The sequence below is a fragment of the Pseudomonas sp. UYEF17 genome, assembly GCF_040546125.1.
Lineage (GTDB): Bacteria > Pseudomonadota > Gammaproteobacteria > Pseudomonadales > Pseudomonadaceae > Aquipseudomonas > Aquipseudomonas putida_Z.
This window is the reverse complement of sequence record NZ_JBEPNE010000020.1, coordinates 47,291-64,563: the sequence shown is the minus strand read 5'-3', so window position 1 is coordinate 64,563 and position 17,273 is coordinate 47,291. Positions and strand designations below refer to the sequence as shown.

General features: G+C 60.6%; 13 protein-coding genes. All 13 read left to right on the top strand.

From position 1 onward, the window contains the following. The first annotated feature begins 210 nt into the window (after nt 1-210). The 13 genes from ABIB24_RS23020 (at nt 211) to ABIB24_RS22960 (ending at nt 17,240) form a co-directional block, all read left to right on the top strand. Nucleotides 211-1,476 carry a polysaccharide pyruvyl transferase family protein gene (locus tag ABIB24_RS23020; RefSeq protein ID WP_354317288.1) on the top strand — a complete coding sequence of 422 codons (1,266 nt, stop codon included), beginning with the start codon at nt 211-213 and terminating at the stop codon, nt 1,474-1,476. A 61-nt stretch (nt 1,477-1,537) separates the two neighbouring features. Then, nucleotides 1,538-2,572 (top strand): NAD-dependent epimerase/dehydratase family protein, encoded by a 1,035-nt coding sequence (locus ABIB24_RS23015; protein WP_354317287.1) that lies wholly within the window; start codon nt 1,538-1,540, stop codon nt 2,570-2,572. A 98-nt stretch (nt 2,573-2,670) separates the two neighbouring features. Next, complete coding sequence (locus ABIB24_RS23010) at nt 2,671-6,201, top strand: hypothetical protein (RefSeq protein ID WP_354317286.1); 3,531 nt, start codon at nt 2,671-2,673, stop codon at nt 6,199-6,201. A 151-nt stretch (nt 6,202-6,352) separates the two neighbouring features. Then, nucleotides 6,353-7,546: a sensor histidine kinase gene (locus ABIB24_RS23005; RefSeq protein WP_354317308.1), complete on the top strand. Its 1,194-nt coding sequence runs from the start codon at nt 6,353-6,355 to the stop codon at nt 7,544-7,546. Then, nucleotides 7,546-8,901, top strand: coding sequence for a sigma-54-dependent transcriptional regulator (locus tag ABIB24_RS23000; RefSeq protein ID WP_354317285.1), 1,356 nt, complete (start codon nt 7,546-7,548; stop codon nt 8,899-8,901). Before ABIB24_RS23005 ends, ABIB24_RS23000 begins: the two co-directional genes overlap by 1 nt. A gap of 262 nt (nt 8,902-9,163) precedes the next feature. Then, nucleotides 9,164-9,496: a flagellar hook-basal body complex protein FliE gene (gene fliE / locus ABIB24_RS22995; protein WP_013973606.1), complete on the top strand. Its 333-nt coding sequence runs from the start codon at nt 9,164-9,166 to the stop codon at nt 9,494-9,496. Between the two features lie 15 nt (nt 9,497-9,511). Next, nucleotides 9,512-11,290 (top strand): flagellar basal-body MS-ring/collar protein FliF, encoded by a 1,779-nt coding sequence (gene fliF / locus ABIB24_RS22990; protein ID WP_354317284.1) that lies wholly within the window; start codon nt 9,512-9,514, stop codon nt 11,288-11,290. After that, the gene (gene fliG / locus ABIB24_RS22985; protein WP_003257289.1) at nt 11,283-12,302 is read left to right on the top strand and encodes a flagellar motor switch protein FliG; all 1,020 of its coding nucleotides are present in this window, start codon (nt 11,283-11,285) and stop codon (nt 12,300-12,302) included. Before fliF ends, fliG begins: the two co-directional genes overlap by 8 nt. Before the next feature lie 101 nt (nt 12,303-12,403). Beyond that, the gene (fliH, locus tag ABIB24_RS22980) at nt 12,404-13,186 is read left to right on the top strand and encodes a flagellar assembly protein FliH (protein WP_274078406.1); all 783 of its coding nucleotides are present in this window, start codon (nt 12,404-12,406) and stop codon (nt 13,184-13,186) included. After that, nucleotides 13,176-14,531, top strand: a complete 1,356-nt coding sequence (fliI, locus tag ABIB24_RS22975) for a flagellar protein export ATPase FliI (RefSeq protein ID WP_137164529.1) — start codon at nt 13,176-13,178, stop codon at nt 14,529-14,531. The genes fliH and fliI overlap by 11 nt, the downstream gene beginning before the upstream one ends. Before the next feature lie 6 nt (nt 14,532-14,537). Beyond that, nucleotides 14,538-14,990: a flagellar export protein FliJ gene (gene fliJ, locus ABIB24_RS22970; RefSeq protein ID WP_025340083.1), complete on the top strand. Its 453-nt coding sequence runs from the start codon at nt 14,538-14,540 to the stop codon at nt 14,988-14,990. Nucleotides 14,991-15,234: 244 nt separating this feature from the next. After that, complete coding sequence (locus tag ABIB24_RS22965; protein ID WP_025340082.1) at nt 15,235-15,540, top strand: STAS domain-containing protein; 306 nt, start codon at nt 15,235-15,237, stop codon at nt 15,538-15,540. 8 nt (nt 15,541-15,548) lie between these two features. Next, nucleotides 15,549-17,240 carry a fused response regulator/phosphatase gene (locus ABIB24_RS22960; RefSeq protein ID WP_354317283.1) on the top strand — a complete coding sequence of 564 codons (1,692 nt, stop codon included), beginning with the start codon at nt 15,549-15,551 and terminating at the stop codon, nt 17,238-17,240. Nucleotides 17,241-17,273 lie beyond the last annotated feature (33 nt).

The following is a 17,273-nucleotide window of genomic DNA, read 5'->3' as shown; positions in this document are numbered from 1 at the left end:
AATTGCAACCGGCGCTGATACCCTTGGTTGCTCAGCCTGCGTTCGCCCGCGAGCGGATAGAGATTACTGCTGATTTGGGCTGGCAGTGTGCCTCAAAGTAGGGCTTATACGTTTCGTAATTCACTGCAGTGCCATTGTTCGATTATTGTGGTTTTCGTGGGGTGATTTCTATATGCGAAAATCAAGAATTTAATAAATGTTGAGGTGTCTGTGCGCTACGGAAAAATAACGCAGCATTACCCTGAGCACCATGTTCAGCCATTGATGAATGTGGGTGATATTGTACAGACACTTGCTATTGAGTATTTGTATGAATTGTTGGGTGTGGATAATGAGCAAGTTGTTGGAATTAGTAAATATGATTTGAGAAATTATCAGGGCGAGAAAGTGGTTTTGCCTGTTACGGGCTTTTTTAATGAGCGCCCTGATATGGGTGAGGTGCCTTTTTCAAAAAAAATAACGCCCGTTTTTCTTGGTTATCATTTAGGGTGGGGGTTGTATAATCCTGATAATTTAGAGTTCTTTAAAGAGCACCAGCCCATTGGCTGTAGGGATACTTACACGCAGCAGGTTTTTTCTCGCTATGGGATTGCATCTTATGTTTGTGGTTGTCCGACGGTTATATTTCCGCGTCGTGTAGAGCATGCAGAGAGAAATAAGGTGTTTTTGGTTGATGCGCCTGCAGAGTTGGATGCTTTTGTCCCTGTCGAAATGTGGGGTGACATTGAAAAAATTAGCCACATTGTACCTATAAAGCAGACCCCGCTTCAGAGGTCTGAGTATTTAGAGTTGGTAGAGTATACAAAGACTCTTTTGGCTCGCTATCGAGATGAGGCGCGATTGGTTGTAACCGGTCGGATTCACTGTGCGCTTCCATGTTTGGCTATGGGGATTCCGGTAATCTTTACCACTTATAATATGCAAGAGGCATATGATTTCTTGTTGAGCATGGTAAAGGTTCATACGCCGGACTTATTCCATGAGATCAATTGGAATCCGCGGGCGGTGGATTTGGAGGGTGTAAAGAGCGATTTTATTGATTTGGCTAAAAGCACTATAGATGCAGCGTATAAATCAAATGAATATGCTGGGCGGCTGGATCGATTCTATCGGGCTGGTTCTGGAACGATTTACTATCAAAATGAGCGTTCAAAATTGGAGGCTCTCTTTGCTGGTGGTAACAAAGAATATATTATTTGGGGGGTGGGTGCGCTAGGTTCTAAGGTTTTTCAGTTGATGGAGATTTATTATCCTGAGGCGCGACTGCGTATATGCTGTGATACATTTGCGATGTGCGATTTCTTTGGTTCTGAAGTGATTCGTCCTGATCAGTTGCCGTCGCCGGACGAAGGTGTAATCGTTTTGGCTGCTACCAGTTACGGGCTCGTTGAGTCAGAGTCCTTTTTGGAGGGGGCGGGATATATAAAAGGAGTGAATTACGATAATTTCTTTGTTCACCCTGGTATTCGAAAGTGAGTTGTAGTGTTCTGAGTGTTTTCAGTATATAAGATTTTCTGATTTAGCACTGGGAGTGCATATGGCCGTTTCTGACTCGTCTGTGGAGGGCTTTTTTATTTCTCCAATGCTCCAGCGCGTTGTGACGTCATTAGGCTTGCTGGATGCGCTTGGTGGTCGTCATTTGCTATTGACTGGAGCAACCGGATTTTTTGGGCGATGGCTGCTAATGTTGTTGTCATCGCTAAATCGTCAAGGTGCAGGCATGACAGTAACAATTCTGTCACGTGACCCTGAGCGGTTTTTAGCGGATTACCCCGTTTTTAGAAATTGTACGTGGATTCAATGGCTAGTTGGCGATGTTAGAGAGTTAAGAGATTTTTCGACAAGCGCTATTGACCTAGTAGTTCATGGTGCGGCTGATACCTCTGCTGCGGCCAATGCGCGTCCTTTGGAATTGTTCGATACCATTGTGAATGGGTGTCGGAATGTTCTTGATTTTGCAGTGTACAACAATTGTTCACGTGTCTTGTTGACTGGCTCTGGGGCTCAGTATGGCGAGCTTTCAAATACAGGGGGGGTTGTAGAAAGTTATCGTGGGGCTTGTGAGAGCAATTCCATATTCAGTGTGTATGGGGAGGCCAAGCGTGCACAGGAAACTTTAGGGGTTATTTATTCGAAAACTCGAGCGCTCAATGTGGTTATGACTCGGTGTTTTTCTTTTTCAGGTGCTGGGCTCCCATTGGATGGTCACTTCGCTATTGGTAATTTTGTTCGGGATGCGCTATTTTCTAATGAGCTCGTACTGAATTCCAGTGGTAAATCAGTACGTAGTTATCTGCATGGGGCTGATTTGGCTATTTGGTTGTTGGTGCTATTGGTTCGCGGAGAGAATGGCGTAGCTTATAATGTGGGATCTGATCAGGCGATTAGTGTCGCTGACTTGGCGTGTCGAGTACGAGATCGTCTGGCGCCGGAGAAACCTTTACGTATTTTAGGGGGGGAGGATTCCGTACGCTCTTTTTATGTGCCGGATATTTCTAAGGCCAGAGCGCTGGGGTTGGATGTTTGGACTCCATTAGAGGAGTCTATTGATAGTATGGCTGCTTGGGTGTAATGATGCCCGATAGTGATTTCTGGCGGGTAGAGTGGGTGGGAAGTGAAAATTGAAAACCTTGAGGCGTATCAGTTGTGTCGAAAATAAAGGTGGCGCCAATGCGTGAATTATTCTCCAGTCGTCCGCAGCCATATTACGTCTATGCTCCTGACTATCGGCGTAACTCTGCAGGAATTCGAGTTATGCATTTGCTTTGCGATGCGCTTAATAGGTCTGGCCAGGAGGCTTATATAACGGCAAGTGTATTGAATTCCGAATTAATCACGCCTTGTTTGACTGATGGGGTGGTTGAGTTGCATCGCGCTCAAGGGCTTGAGCCAATTTCGATTTATCCGGAAATTATTGATGGTAATCCATTAAATACAGATACTGTTGTGCGCTATTTGCTGAACCAGCCGGGCTTTATTGAGGGGGCGGGGGTTTATGGTGAGGGCGATTTATTTTTTTCTTATACGCAGGCCCTACTGCAGCCAGGGATGGAAAAAGATCGGATTTTATATCTTCCACCTATTGATTTAAGGGTGTTTTCTCCGCCGAAGGATGCGGGGGCGCGTGTTCTTGGAAAGGTTTGCTACTATCAGGGGCGACGAGGTCAGGCGAAAATTAATCCTGCTCTGCTTCCACCGGACGCCGTGGAAATTACGGCTACGTGGCCTGGTTCATGGGAAGAGTTGGCGGCTGTTTTTCAAACGTCTGAATATTTTTACTGTACAGAAGCTACCGCGTTAGCCTCAGAGGCAGTTCTTTGTGGTTGCATAGCGGTTGTTTTACCTAGTGAGTGGTGCCCCGTAAAAATAAGTCAGCACGAGAATAAGAGCTATGGCGTTGCGTGGGGTATCGATTCAGAAGAAGTTGAGCGTGCGAGGCAGACTGTGCCTTTATTGCGTGACAGTCTGCTGCAGCATCATCTCGATTTCTGGCCTGCCCTGGATCATTTCATTGAGGTCACCCAATCTGCCGCCAACGTACGTGCGGCCCAGAGCGGGCGCCGTCAACTGCTTCCATGGCTTGCCGAGCGCGTTCCCACTGGCACTCAGCAGCGTCTGATTGCCGAACATCTGGCCGCCAATAGAGAGCCTGCCTTTGCAATACTGGTGCTGGATCGTGAGGGTGACGGCAAGGTTTTGACCCGGACGATCAAGAGCTTGGGCCAGGCGCACAACCACTACGCCTCTGCGCATGTTCTGGTGCTGACTGCTGCAGCGACGCCAACCATCGCCGATGCCTCGTTGCGTACTCTGAGCCTGGATCCGGCGCAGCCTTTGCGCAGTATCGAGCAGGCGCTACGGGGCGTCGAGGCGGACTGGTTCATGCTGGTCGAGGCAGGGAGCGAGTTCACCCAGAGTGGCCTGCAGACTGCCGCACTGGAGCTGTTGGCGGCGCCTGGCTGTCGAGCGGTATATGGTGATGAGGTGGTGCGCGAGCACAGCGGTGACATGGGCGCGGTGTTGCGCCCGGACCTCAACCTCGACCTGCTGCTGAGCCTGCCTGCCAGTGCATCGCGCCATTGGCTGTTCAATCGCCAGGTGTGGCTGGATATGGGGGGCTTCCGGCAGGGGGCGGGCCGGGCTTTCGAGCTGGACTATATTTTGCAACTGATCGAGACAGCTGGTTTCGAGGGGTTGGGGCATATCAGCGAACCGTTGTTGATCAGCGATGCTCAGCCGATGCGCGACTGCCCGGATGAGCGCGGCGTCATTCAGCGCCATCTGCATGCACGCGGTTTTGCACAGGCTCACGTCGACTCTCGCCTGCCTGGGCGTTACGAGCTGAACTATGGCGCCCCATGCGACGTACCAGTCAGTATTCTGATACTGCTCCAGGGCGCTAATACGGAGCGGGCGCAGCGGTGCATGGAATCCATTCTGGAGAAGACCACCTGTCGAAACTACGAGGTGCTGCTGCTGGCGCCGACGAATGCCGGTCCTGCAGTGAACATCTGGCTCGATGGCGTTGCCCGGCTCGGCACCGATGCCATTCGTTGTTTGCGTTTCCCGGCCGATACGACGCCTGTGCAAATGCGCAACCGGGCCGCGGGGCAAGCTCGTGGTGACTTCCTGCTTTGGCTGGACGAAGGCGCTGCCGTGCTCGATAGCGACTGGCTGCAGCAGATGCTGAACCACGGTATGCGCCAGGAAGTTGGTGTAGTGGGAGCAAAACTGGTGGCGGGGGATGCCACTATCAGCCATGCCGGTTTTGTGCTCGGCCTGAACGGCCCTATTGGCGAAGCCTTTGCCGGCCAGCAGATGGATGCGTCCGGTTACATGCAGCGGCTGCAGGTTGACCAGAATTATGTTGCAGTGAGCGGGAAGTGTCTGCTGGTGAGCAAAGGCCTGTTCCTTGAAGCAGGCGGATTCGACGAGACGCCTGAGCTGCAGCGCTGGACGGATGTTGATCTGTGCCTGCGTCTGCACCGCGCCGGCTACCTGAACGTATGGACGCCGCGTGTTCAGTTGCTGCTCAGTCAGGATGCTGAAACGCCGGCCGCCGCCGCAGAAGAAGATGCGTTATATGAGCGCTGGCTCCCTGTACTGGCACGAGACCCGTTCTACAATGCAAACTTTGCGCTCTCTGCTACCAAAGGTTTCGGACTGGCGCCCAACGAACTGAGCTGGCGAGCGTTGTCGTCCTGGAAGCCGTTGCCGACAATCATCGCCCACGCGGCGGACAGACAAGGTTGTGGCAACTACCGAGTCATCCAGCCGCTCGACGCGCTCAACAGCGAGGGCCTGGCGGAGGGCCTACTGGCATGGAACTTCTTGTCGCCCACAGAGCTTGAGCGTTATCAACCAGACAGCATTATCCTGCAGCGCCAGGTAGGCGACGAGCAGATTGAACAGATGCGCCGGATGCACGCGTTTTCGAAGGCCTTCAAGGTCTTCGAGCTGGACGACTATCTGCCCAACTTGCCGCTCAAAAGCGTGCACAGAGCACACATGCCAACGGACATTCTGCGCTCCATCCGCCGTGGCCTGACTTATGTAGACCGATTCGTCGTCTCCACACAGCCGCTTGCCGAAGCCTTCGCCGGCCTGCATGACGATATCATAGTGGTACCCAACACGCTGGACACTCGCTACTGGAAAGGCCTCAGCTCCCTGCGTCAGCAGTCGCGCAAGCCGCGTGTCGGCTGGGCAGGCGGTGCCAGCCACACGGGCGACCTGGAAGTGATCGCGGACGTAGTCAAGGAACTGGCCAACGAGGTTGAGTGGGTGTTCTTCGGCATGTGCCCGGACAAGCTGCGGCCCTATGTTCACGAATACTACGAGGGCGTTTCGATTGACCAATACCCGGTGATGCTGGCCCGGATGAACCTGGACCTGGCCCTCGCACCCGTCGAGCAGAACCTGTTCAACGAGTGCAAGAGCAACCTGCGCCTGCTGGAATACGGTGCCTGTGGTTTCCCGGTAATCGCCAGTGACGTGCGCTGCTACCAGGGCTACAACGACTTGCCGGTTACGCTGGTGAAGAACCGCTTCCGCAGCTGGGTCGAGGCCATTCGCATGCACCTGGCCGATCTGGATGCCACGGCGAAGGCGGGTGATGCTCTGCGCAATGCGGTGCTGGGTGGCTGGATGCTTGAAGGTGACAATCTAAGCAACTGGCGCAAGGCCTGGCTGCCGGACTGATACATGGCCGTAGGCCTGTGCTGGCCTCTTCGCGGGCGCGCCCGCGAAGAGGCCAGCACAGGTAACCCAATTTCCCCATCTCCGGCACGGCTATTGCTTTACCGCTGGCAACACACCGTTTTTATGACGGTCAGCCATGCGAGAGAGCAAGATGCCCCAGGCCGCCCACGTAATCCGAGCCCCTGATCCGCAGGGGCAAACCCCGGTCGAGCAGGCGTTCGCCCTGTTCAATCAGGTGTCCAGCCAACTCAGTCAGTCCTACAGCCTGCTCGAAGCCCGGGTCAGCGAACTCAAGGGCGAGCTGGCGGTGGTCAGTGCCCAGCGTATCGCTGAGCTCAGTGAAAAGGAGCGGCTGGCCAACCGGCTGCAGAACCTCCTGGATCTGCTGCCTGGTGGGGTGATCGTGATCGATGGTCAGGGCCTGGTGCGCGAGGCCAACCCGGCCGCCTGCGAGCTACTCGGCGAGCCGCTGGTCGGCCAGTTGTGGCGCCAGGTGATTGCCCGTAGCTTTGCCCCGCGCAAGGATGACGGCCACGAAGTCTCTCTGCGCGACGGCCGCCGCCTGTCCATCGCCACCCGTTCGCTGGATGCCGAGCCTGGCCAGTTGGTGCTGCTCAATGACCTGACCGAAACCCGTCGCCTGCAAGACCAGCTAGCCCGCCACGAGCGGCTGTCGTCGCTGGGGCGGATGGTGGCTTCACTGGCTCATCAGATCCGCACGCCGTTGTCCGCCGCCATGCTCTATGCCAGCCACCTGGCCGATAGCGAGCAGGATCTCGGCGCGCAAACACGTCAACGTTTTGCCGTTACTTTGAAGGAGCGCCTGCACGAGCTGGAGCATCAGGTGCGCGACATGCTGGTGTTCGCCCGTGGCGAGCTGCCGCTGAGCGACCGTATCACCCCCAAAGCACTGTTTCAGGCCCTGCAACAGGCGGCGCAAGTACAGGTGCAGGGGCATGCCGTGCGTTGGCAATGTGACAGCCATCTTGGCGAGCTGCTGTGCAATCGCGACACCCTGGTCGGCGCCTTGCTCAATCTCATCGAAAATGCCCTTCAGGCCAGCGACGGCCCGGCGCGGCTGAAAGTGCACCTGTTCCGCCGTGATCGCACCTTGCACTTGTGTGTCAGTGATGCCGGCAGCGGTATCGACGCCGAGTTGCTGACGCGTCTGGGTGAGCCATTCCTGACCACCAAGGCCACTGGCACCGGGCTTGGTCTGGCGGTGGTCAAGGCTGTGTTGCGCGCTCATCAGGGGCGCCTGCAACTGCGTTCGAAAGTGGGACGTGGCACCTGTGTGCGGGTGGAGCTGCCGCTGATCCATGGGCAATTGGCGGAGGAGGTGTAATGGCAATCAAGGTGTTGCTGGTCGAGGATGACCGTGTATTGCGCCAGGCACTGGGCGATACCTTGGAGATCGGAGGTTTCGCCTACCAGGCCGTGGGCAGCGCCGAGGAAGCGCTGGCTGCGGTGCAGCAAGAGGCCTTCAGCCTGGTGGTCAGCGATGTGAGCATGCCAGGCATGGATGGGCACCAACTGCTGGCCCAGCTGCGCCGCCAGCAACCGCAACTTCCCGTGTTGCTGATGACCGCGCATGCCGCGGTGGAGCGTGCTGTCGAGGCAATGCGCCAAGGGGCTGCCGACTATCTGGTCAAGCCATTCGAACCCAAGGCTTTGCTCAGCCTGGTCGAGCGGCATGCCGCCGGGCGCGTGGCTGAAGAGGAAGGCCCGGTGGCCTGCGAACCGGCCAGTCGTCAGTTGCTCGAACTGGCTGCCCGCGTGGCGCGCAGTGACTCGACCGTGCTGATTTCCGGCGAATCCGGTACCGGCAAGGAAGTGCTGGCGCGCTTCATTCACCAGCAGTCGCCGCGGGCGGCGCAGCCCTTCGTGGCGATCAATTGTGCTGCCATCCCCGACAACATGCTCGAGGCCACCCTGTTCGGCCACGAGAAGGGGGCCTTTACCGGTGCCATCGCTGCCCAGGCCGGCAAGTTCGAGCAGGCCGAAGGTGGCACCTTGCTGCTCGATGAAATCTCGGAAATGCCAATGGCCTTGCAAGCCAAGCTGCTGCGCGTGCTGCAGGAGCGCGAGGTGGAGCGGGTGGGCGGGCGCAAGCCGATCAGCCTGGATATCCGCGTGTTGGCCACCACCAACCGTGACCTGGCTGGCGAAGTGGCGGCCGGGCGTTTCCGTGAAGATTTGTACTACCGCCTGTCGGTGTTCCCCCTGGCCTGGCGCCCGCTGCGCGAACGCCCAGGTGACATCCTACAACTGGCCGAGCGCCTGTTGGCGCGTCACGTGGCGAAGATGAAGCACGCCCCGGTGCAGCTGTCGCCCCAGGCCCGAGCCTGCCTGCAGGCGTATGCCTGGCCGGGCAACGTGCGCGAACTGGACAACGCCCTGCAGCGGGCGCTGATCCTGCAGCAGGGCGGGGTGATCGAGGCGGCGGATTTTTGTCTGGCAGGCGCCATTCCATTGTCAGCTAGCATAGAGCCATCACCTGAGGTGGTGGCCGAGCCCGGCGGGCTGGGCGATGACATGCGTCGCCATGAGTACCAGATGATCATCGACACCCTGCGCGCCGAGCGCGGCCGCCGCAAAGAGGCCGCCGAACGCCTGGGGATAAGCCCGCGTACCCTGCGCTACAAGCTGGCGCAGATGCGCGATGCCGGGTTTGACGTCGAGGCCAGCCTGTTCGGCTGATTGACACTGCAGCCGCTGAAGATGCGCCCCCTGTAGGAGCGGCCTTGTGTAGCGATAGGGCCGCAAGGCGGCCCCGGCGATATCGGCGGCGAAGCGCAGATGTGGGGCCGCTCCGCGCCCCTGTCGCGACACAAGGCCGCTCCTACAAAGATCGCGCAAGCGCACGGGGCGGTGATTCCCAAGGCTGGCACCTTTGTTGCTTTAGGTTGGCTATCCGCCGCATCACTGTCAAAAAAATGCGGCCGCAGGAGAGAGAAGGGTCATGAGCCAAGGTGTTGAATTCAATCGTCTGATGCTGGACATGCGGGCCATGCAGGCCGATGCCATGTCGCTGCCAAAGGTGGCCGCTGCCCCCGAGTTGGCACCCGGGCAAAGTACCTTTGCCGACATGCTCGGCCAGGCCATCGGCAAGGTGCATGAGACGCAGCAGGCTTCGACCCAGTTGGCCAACGCCTTCGAGATCGGCAAGAGTGGTGTCGACCTGACCGATGTGATGATCGCTTCGCAAAAGGCCAGCGTGTCGATGCAGGCCCTGACCCAGGTACGCAACAAGCTGGTCCAGGCGTACCAGGACATCATGCAGATGCCGGTTTGAGGACGGACGTAAACCATGGCTGAAGCAGTCGTCGACAACGCCCCTGCCAAAAGCGGCCCGCCCGCGGCCAAACCGCCGCTGTTCGGCATGGCGTTTCTGGAAAACATCGCGCAGATGCCCATGCTGCGTCAGATCGGCCTTCTGGTCGGCCTGGCCGCCAGCGTGGCGATCGGCTTTGCCGTGGTGCTGTGGTCGCAACAACCCGATTACCGTCCGCTGTACGGCAGCCTGGCGGGCATGGACACCAAGCAGGTCATGGATACCCTGGCCGCCGCCGACATCCCCTACAACGTCGAGCCCAATTCCGGTGCTCTGCTGGTCAAGGCCGACGACCTCTCCCGTGCGCGCTTGAAACTGGCGGCCGCCGGCGTGGCGCCAAGCGATGGCAACGTCGGTTTCGAGCTGCTCGACAAGGAGCAGGGCCTGGGCACCAGCCAGTTCATGGAAGCCACCCGTTACCGTCGCAGCCTGGAAGGCGAGCTGGCGCGTACCGTGTCCAGCCTGAACAACGTCAAGGGCGCGCGCGTGCACCTGGCCATCCCGAAAAGCTCGGTGTTCGTGCGTGACGAACGCAAGCCCAGCGCCTCGGTACTGGTCGAGCTGTACCCGGGCCGTGCCCTGGAAGCCGGGCAGGTGATGGCCATCGTCAACCTGGTCGCCACCAGCGTGCCGGAACTGGACAAGTCCCAGGTCACCGTGGTCGACCAGAAGGGCAACCTGCTGTCCGAGCAGATCCAGGACACCGCCCTGACCCAGGCAGGCAAACAGTTCGACTACAGCCGCCGGGTGGAAAGCATGCTCACCCAGCGGGTGCACAACATCCTGCAGCCGGTGCTGGGCAATGACCGCTACAAGGCCGAAGTGTCCGCCGACCTGGACTTCAGTGCGGTCGAGTCCACCTCCGAGCAATTCAACCCAGACCAGCCGGCGCTGCGCAGCGAGCAGTCGGTCGATGAACAACGTGCCAGCAGCCAGGGCCCGCAAGGTGTGCCCGGTGCGCTGAGCAACCAGCCGCCAGGCCCGGCCTCGGCACCGCAGACCACCGGTGGTGCCGCTACCCCGGCCGCGGCCATCCAGCCTGGCCAGCCGCTGGTGGATGCCAACGGCCAGCAGATCATGGACCCGGCCACCGGCCAGCCGATGCTCGCGCCGTACCCGTCGGACAAGCGCCAGCAAAGCACCAAGAACTTCGAGCTGGACCGCTCCATCAGCCACACCCGCCAGCAGCAGGGGCGCATGACCCGCCTGTCGGTGGCGGTGGTGGTGGACGACCAGGTCAAGATCGACCCGGCCACCGGCGACGCCACCCGTGCGCCATGGGGCGCCGAGGACCTGGCACGCTTCACTCGCCTGGTACAGGACGCGGTCGGCTTCGACGCCAGCCGTGGCGACAGCGTGACGGTGATCAACGTGCCGTTCGCCGCCGACCGCGGCGAAGAGATCACCGACATCGCCTTCTACCAGCAGCCGTGGTTCTGGGACATCGTCAAGCAAGTGCTGGGCGTGGTGTTCATCCTGGTGCTGGTGTTCGGTGTGCTGCGTCCGGTGCTGAACAACATTACAGGGGGCGGCAAGCAGGCTGCCCCGGATAGCGACATGGAGCTGGGCGGCATGATGGGTCTGGATGGCGAACTGGCCAACGACCGCGTCAGTCTGGGTGGCCCGACAAGCATTCTGCTGCCTAGCCCGAACGAGGGTTACGAGGCACAGCTCAACGCAATCAAAGGCCTGGTGGCCGAAGACCCGGGCCGCGTTGCCCAGGTCGTGAAAGAGTGGATCAACGCCGATGAGTGATAACCGAGCCGTTACCGCCAAGCTGAGCCGCGTCGACAAGGCGGCGATCCTCCTGCTTTCGCTGGGCGAGACCGATGCCGCCCAGGTGCTGCGACACATGGGGCCCAAGGAAGTGCAGCGGGTGGGTGTGGCCATGGCGCAGATGGGCAATGTGCACCGTGAACAGGTCGAGCAGGTGATGAGCGAGTTCGTCGAAATCGTCGGCGACCAGACCAGCCTGGGCGTGGGCTCCGATGCCTATATCCGCAAGATGCTCAACCAGGCCCTGGGCGAGGACAAGGCCAACGGCCTGGTCGACCGCATCCTGCTCGGTGGCAACACCAGCGGCCTGGACAGCCTGAAGTGGATGGAGCCGCGCGCCGTTGCCGACGTGATCCGCTACGAGCACCCGCAGATCCAGGCCATCGTGGTTGCCTACCTCGACCCCGACCAGGCCGGCGAAGTGCTGAGCAACTTCGACCACAAGGTGCGCCTGGACATCGTCCTGCGCGTGTCGTCGCTGAACACCGTGCAGCCAGCGGCGCTGAAGGAGCTGAACCAGATCCTCGAGAAGCAGTTCTCGGGCAACTCCAACGCAGCGCGTACCACCTTGGGCGGCATCAAGCGCGCCGCCGACATCATGAACTTCCTCGACAGCTCGGTGGAAGGTGCACTGATGGACGCGATCCGCGAGATCGACAGCGACCTGTCGGAGCAGATCGAAGACCTGATGTTCGTCTTCAACAACCTCGCCGACGTCGACGACCGAGGCATCCAGGCGCTGCTGCGCGAAGTCTCGTCCGACGTGCTGGTGGTGTCGCTCAAGGGCGCCGACGAGCGGGTCAAGGACAAGATTTTCAAGAACATGTCCAAACGTGCCTCGGAGCTGTTGCGCGACGACCTGGAGGCCAAGGGGCCGGTGCGGGTCAGCGACGTGGAAACGGCGCAGAAGGAAATCCTCACCATCGCCCGCCGCATGGCCGAGGCCGGCGAGATCGTGCTCGGCGGCAAGGGTGCCGAGGAAATGATCTAAGGTATTCGCGATCTGAAGGCCGACGCCGCCCCTTGTGGGAGCGGGTAAACCCGCTCCCACAGGGACCGTGTCGGCTGAACATGGTTTGAGAACATGACAGCATGCCCACCAAAGAACATCACCCCAGCGACCTGATCCGCGCCCGCGACCTCGAGGGCGTGGACGTATGGGCGCTGCCCAGCTTCGACCCGGAACCGGAGCCTGAGCCCGAACCGGAGCCGGAACCCGAGGTAATCGAGGAAGAAGTCGAGGAAGTGCCGCTGGAAGAAGTCCAGCCGCTGACCCTTGAAGAACTCGAGGCCATCCGCCAGGAGGCCTACAACGAAGGCTTCGCCACCGGTGAGCGCGAGGGCTTCCATAGCACCCAGCTCAAGGTCCGCCAGGAGGCCGAAGAGGCCCTGAAGACCAAGCTGGAAAGCCTCGACCGGCTGATGAGCAACCTGATGGAGCCGATCGCCGAGCAGGACACGCAGATCGAGAAGGCTCTGGTCCACCTGGTGGCTCACATGACCCGCCAGGTGATCGGTCGCGAACTGCGGGGCGATTCCAGCCAGATAACCCAGGTACTGCGCGAAGCGCTCAAGCTGCTGCCCATGGGCGCGGACAATATCCGCATCCACCTCAACCCGCAGGATTTCGAGCTGGCCAAGGCCCTGCGCGAGCGCCATGAGGAAAGCTGGCGGCTGCTCGAGGACAGCGCACTGCTGCCAGGCGGCTGCCGTATCGAGACCGCGCACAGCCGCATCGACGCGACCATGGAAACCCGCATCGAGAAAGCCGTGGCACAACTGTTCGACCAGTTGCACGATCATTCGCTGCACCCGGCGGCAGCGGATATGTCCGTTGACCTGGACCGCCCGGTGGATACCCCCGATGCACCTTAAGCGCACCAGTTTCGGCAAGCGCCTGGGCAGTTATGCCGAGGCCATCGAGCTGCCGGCCCAGCCCATCGTCGAAGGCCGCCTGCTGCGTATGGTCGGCCTCACCCTGGAAGCCGAAGGCCTGCGCGCTGCAGTCGGCAGCCGCTGCCTGGTAATCAACGACGACAGCTACCACCCGGTGCAGGTGGAGGCCGAAGTCATGGGCTTTGCCGGGTCCAAGGTATTCCTCATGCCGGTCGGCAGCATCGTCGGCATCGCCCCCGGCGCCCGGGTTGTGCCGCTGGATGACGGCGGCCGCCTGCCCATGGGCATGAGCATGCTCGGCCGGGTGCTCGACGGCGCCGGCCGCGCGCTGGATGGCAAGGGCGGGATGAAGGCCGAGGACTGGGTGCCGATGGACGGCCCGGTGATCAACCCGTTGAACCGCGACCCCATCAGCAAGCCGCTGGACGTGGGTATTCGCAGCATCAATGGCCTGCTCACCGTCGGTCGCGGCCAGCGCCTGGGCCTGTTCGCCGGTACCGGTGTGGGCAAGTCGGTGTTGCTGGGCATGATGACCCGCTTCACCGAAGCCGAGATCATCGTCGTCGGCCTGATCGGCGAGCGGGGTCGCGAGGTCAAGGAATTCATCGAGCATATCCTTGGTGAGGAAGGCCTCAAGCGCTCGGTGGTGGTCGCTTCGCCCGCCGACGATGCGCCGCTGATGCGCCTGCGGGCCGCCATGTACTGCACACGTATTGCCGAGTACTTCCGCGACAAGGGCAAGAACGTGCTGTTGCTGATGGACTCGCTGACCCGTTTCGCCCAGGCCCAGCGTGAAATTGCCCTGGCCATCGGCGAGCCGCCGGCCACCCGGGGTTACCCGCCGTCGGTGTTCGCCAAGCTGCCCAAGCTGGTGGAGCGGGCCGGCAACGGCGAGCCAGGTGGTGGTTCGATCACCGCGTTCTACACCGTGTTGTCCGAGGGCGACGACCAACAGGACCCGATTGCCGACTCGGCGCGTGGTGTACTCGATGGCCACTTCGTGCTGTCGCGGCGGCTGGCCGAGGAAGGTCATTACCCGGCCATCGACATCGAAGCCTCGATCAGTCGGGTCATGCCCCAGGTGGTCGATGCCGACCATTTGCGCCAGGCGCAAAAGTTCAAGCAGTTGTGGTCGCGCCTGTCGCAGAGCCGCGACTTGATCAGCGTGGGTGCCTATGTGGCCGGTGGCGACCCGGAAACCGACCTGGCCATTGCCCTGCAATCGAAGCTGGTGGAGTTTCTGCGTCAGGGCTTGCGCGAGAACGTGGGCATGGCGCAAAGCCGCGACCAGTTGGGGGCGATCTTCACGCCCCCGGCCGGCTGATAGATCATGGCGCTGCCCGGACGTGCCGCGCGCCTGGCGCCGGTGGTGGACATGGCCGAGGAGGCCGAGCGCAAGGCTGCCCAGCGCCTTGGGCATTTCCAGCAGCAGGTGGCCACGGCCCAGGCCAAGTTGGCCGAGCTCGAGCGGTTTCGCGAGGATTACCAACTGCAGTGGATCAACCGTGGCGGGCAGGGGGTAAACGGTAGCTGGCTGGTCAATTACCAGCGCTTCCTCGGGCAGCTGGAAACGGCCATGACCCAGCAGCGCCAGAGCCTGGTCTGGCACCAGAACAACCTCGACAACGCACGCGGCACCTGGCAGCAGGCCTATGCCCGGGTGGAAGGCTTGCGCAAGCTGGTGCAGCGCTACCTGGACGAAGCCCGGCGAGCCGAAGACAAGCGCGAGCAGCGCTTGCTCGACGAGCTGTCACAACGCCTGCCGCGGCAGAATCACCTTTAAGCTGCCCATTGGGCTTGCGCGGTACCCTGTAGGAGCGGCCTTGTGTCGCGAAAGGGGCGCGCAGCGGCCCCAGGATTTCAGCTTCGCAGCAAATATCGCCGGGGCCGCTCTGCGGCCCTTTCGCGACACAAGGCCGCTCCTACACTGGGTGCACCGCCTGTGGGAATGGCATGCTTGCCACCCCCGCCATCGCCTGCTAAACCTTTAAGGAGTTGCATCCGCCATCATCGAAGGAATCGCTAGCATGGCAGTCGAGACTGATTTTTCGCAGGACGGGAAAAAGCTGACGATAAAGATCAAGGGGCGCTTCGATTTCGGCAAGCATCAGGAATTTCGTGACGCCTACGAACGCCATCCCGGCCGGCCAGATTCGGTGGTCGTCGACCTGAAGGACACCACCTACCTCGACAGTTCCGCACTCGGCATGCTGCTGTTGCTGCGTGACCATGCGGGCGGCGATGAGTCGGATGTGCGTGTGGTGCATGCCAGCTCCGATGTGCGCAAGATCCTCGCCATCTCCAATTTCGAAAAACTCTTCGATATCAGTTGAGCGCCGACATGCCGGCCGAACAGGCGTTGACCGTGCTGGTCGCCGAAGACGGTGCCGCCGACCGCCTGCTGCTGGCGCAGATCGTGCGCCGTCAGGGCCATCAGGTATTCACCGCGGAAAACGGCGAGCAGGCGGTGGCGCTGTTCGTCGAGCGGCGCCCGCAACTGGTGCTGCTGGATGCGCTGATGCCGGTGATGGATGGCTTCGAGGCGGCGCGGCAGATCAAGGCCCTGGCTGGCGAAGCGCTGGTGCCGATCATTTTCCTGACGTCATTGAACGAGGAGGAAGGCCTGGTGCGCTGCCTGGAGGCCGGGGGCGACGACTTCATGGCCAAGCCCTACAGTGCGGTGATCCTCGGCGCCAAGATCCGCGCCATGGACCGCCTGCGCCGGCTGCAGGCCACCGTGCTGGAGCAGCGCGACCAGATTGCCCGGCACCACCACCACCTGCTCAACGAGCAGCGGGTGGCCAAGGCGGTGTTCGACAAGGTGGCCCACTCCGGCTGCCTGGCCGCGCCCAACATCCGCTACCTGCAATCGCCCTATGCGCTGTTCAATGGCGACCTGATGCTGGCCGCGTTCACCCCGTCCGGCGACATGCGCGTGCTGCTTGGCGATTTCACCGGCCACGGCCTGCCGGCGGCGGTAGGCGCCATGCCGCTGGCCGAAGTGTTCTACGGCATGACTGCCAAGGGCTACGGCATGGCGCAGATCCTGCGCGAGATGAATGCCAAGCTCAAACGTATCCTGCCGGTGGACATGTTCTGTTGTGCGCTGCTGCTCAACCTCAGCATGCAGCGCGGTTCGGTGGAAGTGTGGAACGGCGGCATGCCTGATGGCTATCGCCTGGCAGTGGATGGCCAGGTGCTGTCGGCGCTGACTTCGCGACACCTGCCGCTGGGCATTCTGGACGCCGAGCGTTTCGATGACAGTACCGAAGTGTTGCCGCTGGCGCCGGGCGAGCGCCTGCTGCTGCTGTCGGACGGCGTGCTGGACACCGCCGACGACCAGGAACGCCTGTTTGGTGTGCAGCGCCTGCGCAGGGTGCTGGCCGACAACCGTGACCCGGTGCGGTTGTTCGACGAAGTGATGCAGGCCCTGGAGCGCTTTGGCGGGCGCCCGCGCGATGACATCAGCCTGTGCGACATTCGTATGTTCAGCGCCGAGGAGCGGGTGCCGGCGCCGATGATCTACTCTGATAGCGGCCGCTCCAGCCCGCTGGACTGGTCGCTGGGGTTCGAGGTGCGTGGCCAGAGCCTGAAGCGCTTCAACCCGGTGCCGTACCTGGTGCAGTTGTTGCAGGAGATTCACGGCCTGCGCGCGCGTACCGGCAACCTGCACAGCGTGCTCAGCGAGCTGTATTCCAACGCCCTGGAGCACGGCGTGCTGGGCCTGGACTCGCAGCTCAAGCGCGATGTACAGGGCTTTGCCGACTATTATCAGGAACGCGCCCGGCGCCTTGGGGTTCTGACCGACGGTTACGTGCGCATCGATTTCAAGGTTGAACCGCAAGCTGACGGCGGGCGTCTGATGATCGAGGTCCGTGACAGTGGTGCCGGGTTCGATGTGCAACGGGTGCTGTCGCGGCCCTCGCTGGAGCAGGGGCTGAGCGGGCGAGGCGTGAACCTGGTGCGGCGGCTGGCCAGCAGCGCGCACTGGAGTGAGGGCGGGCGCTGCGCGCATGTGGAGTTCGTCTGGTGAGCCACGGGTTGGCTCGGGCATAATCTGGCTTGA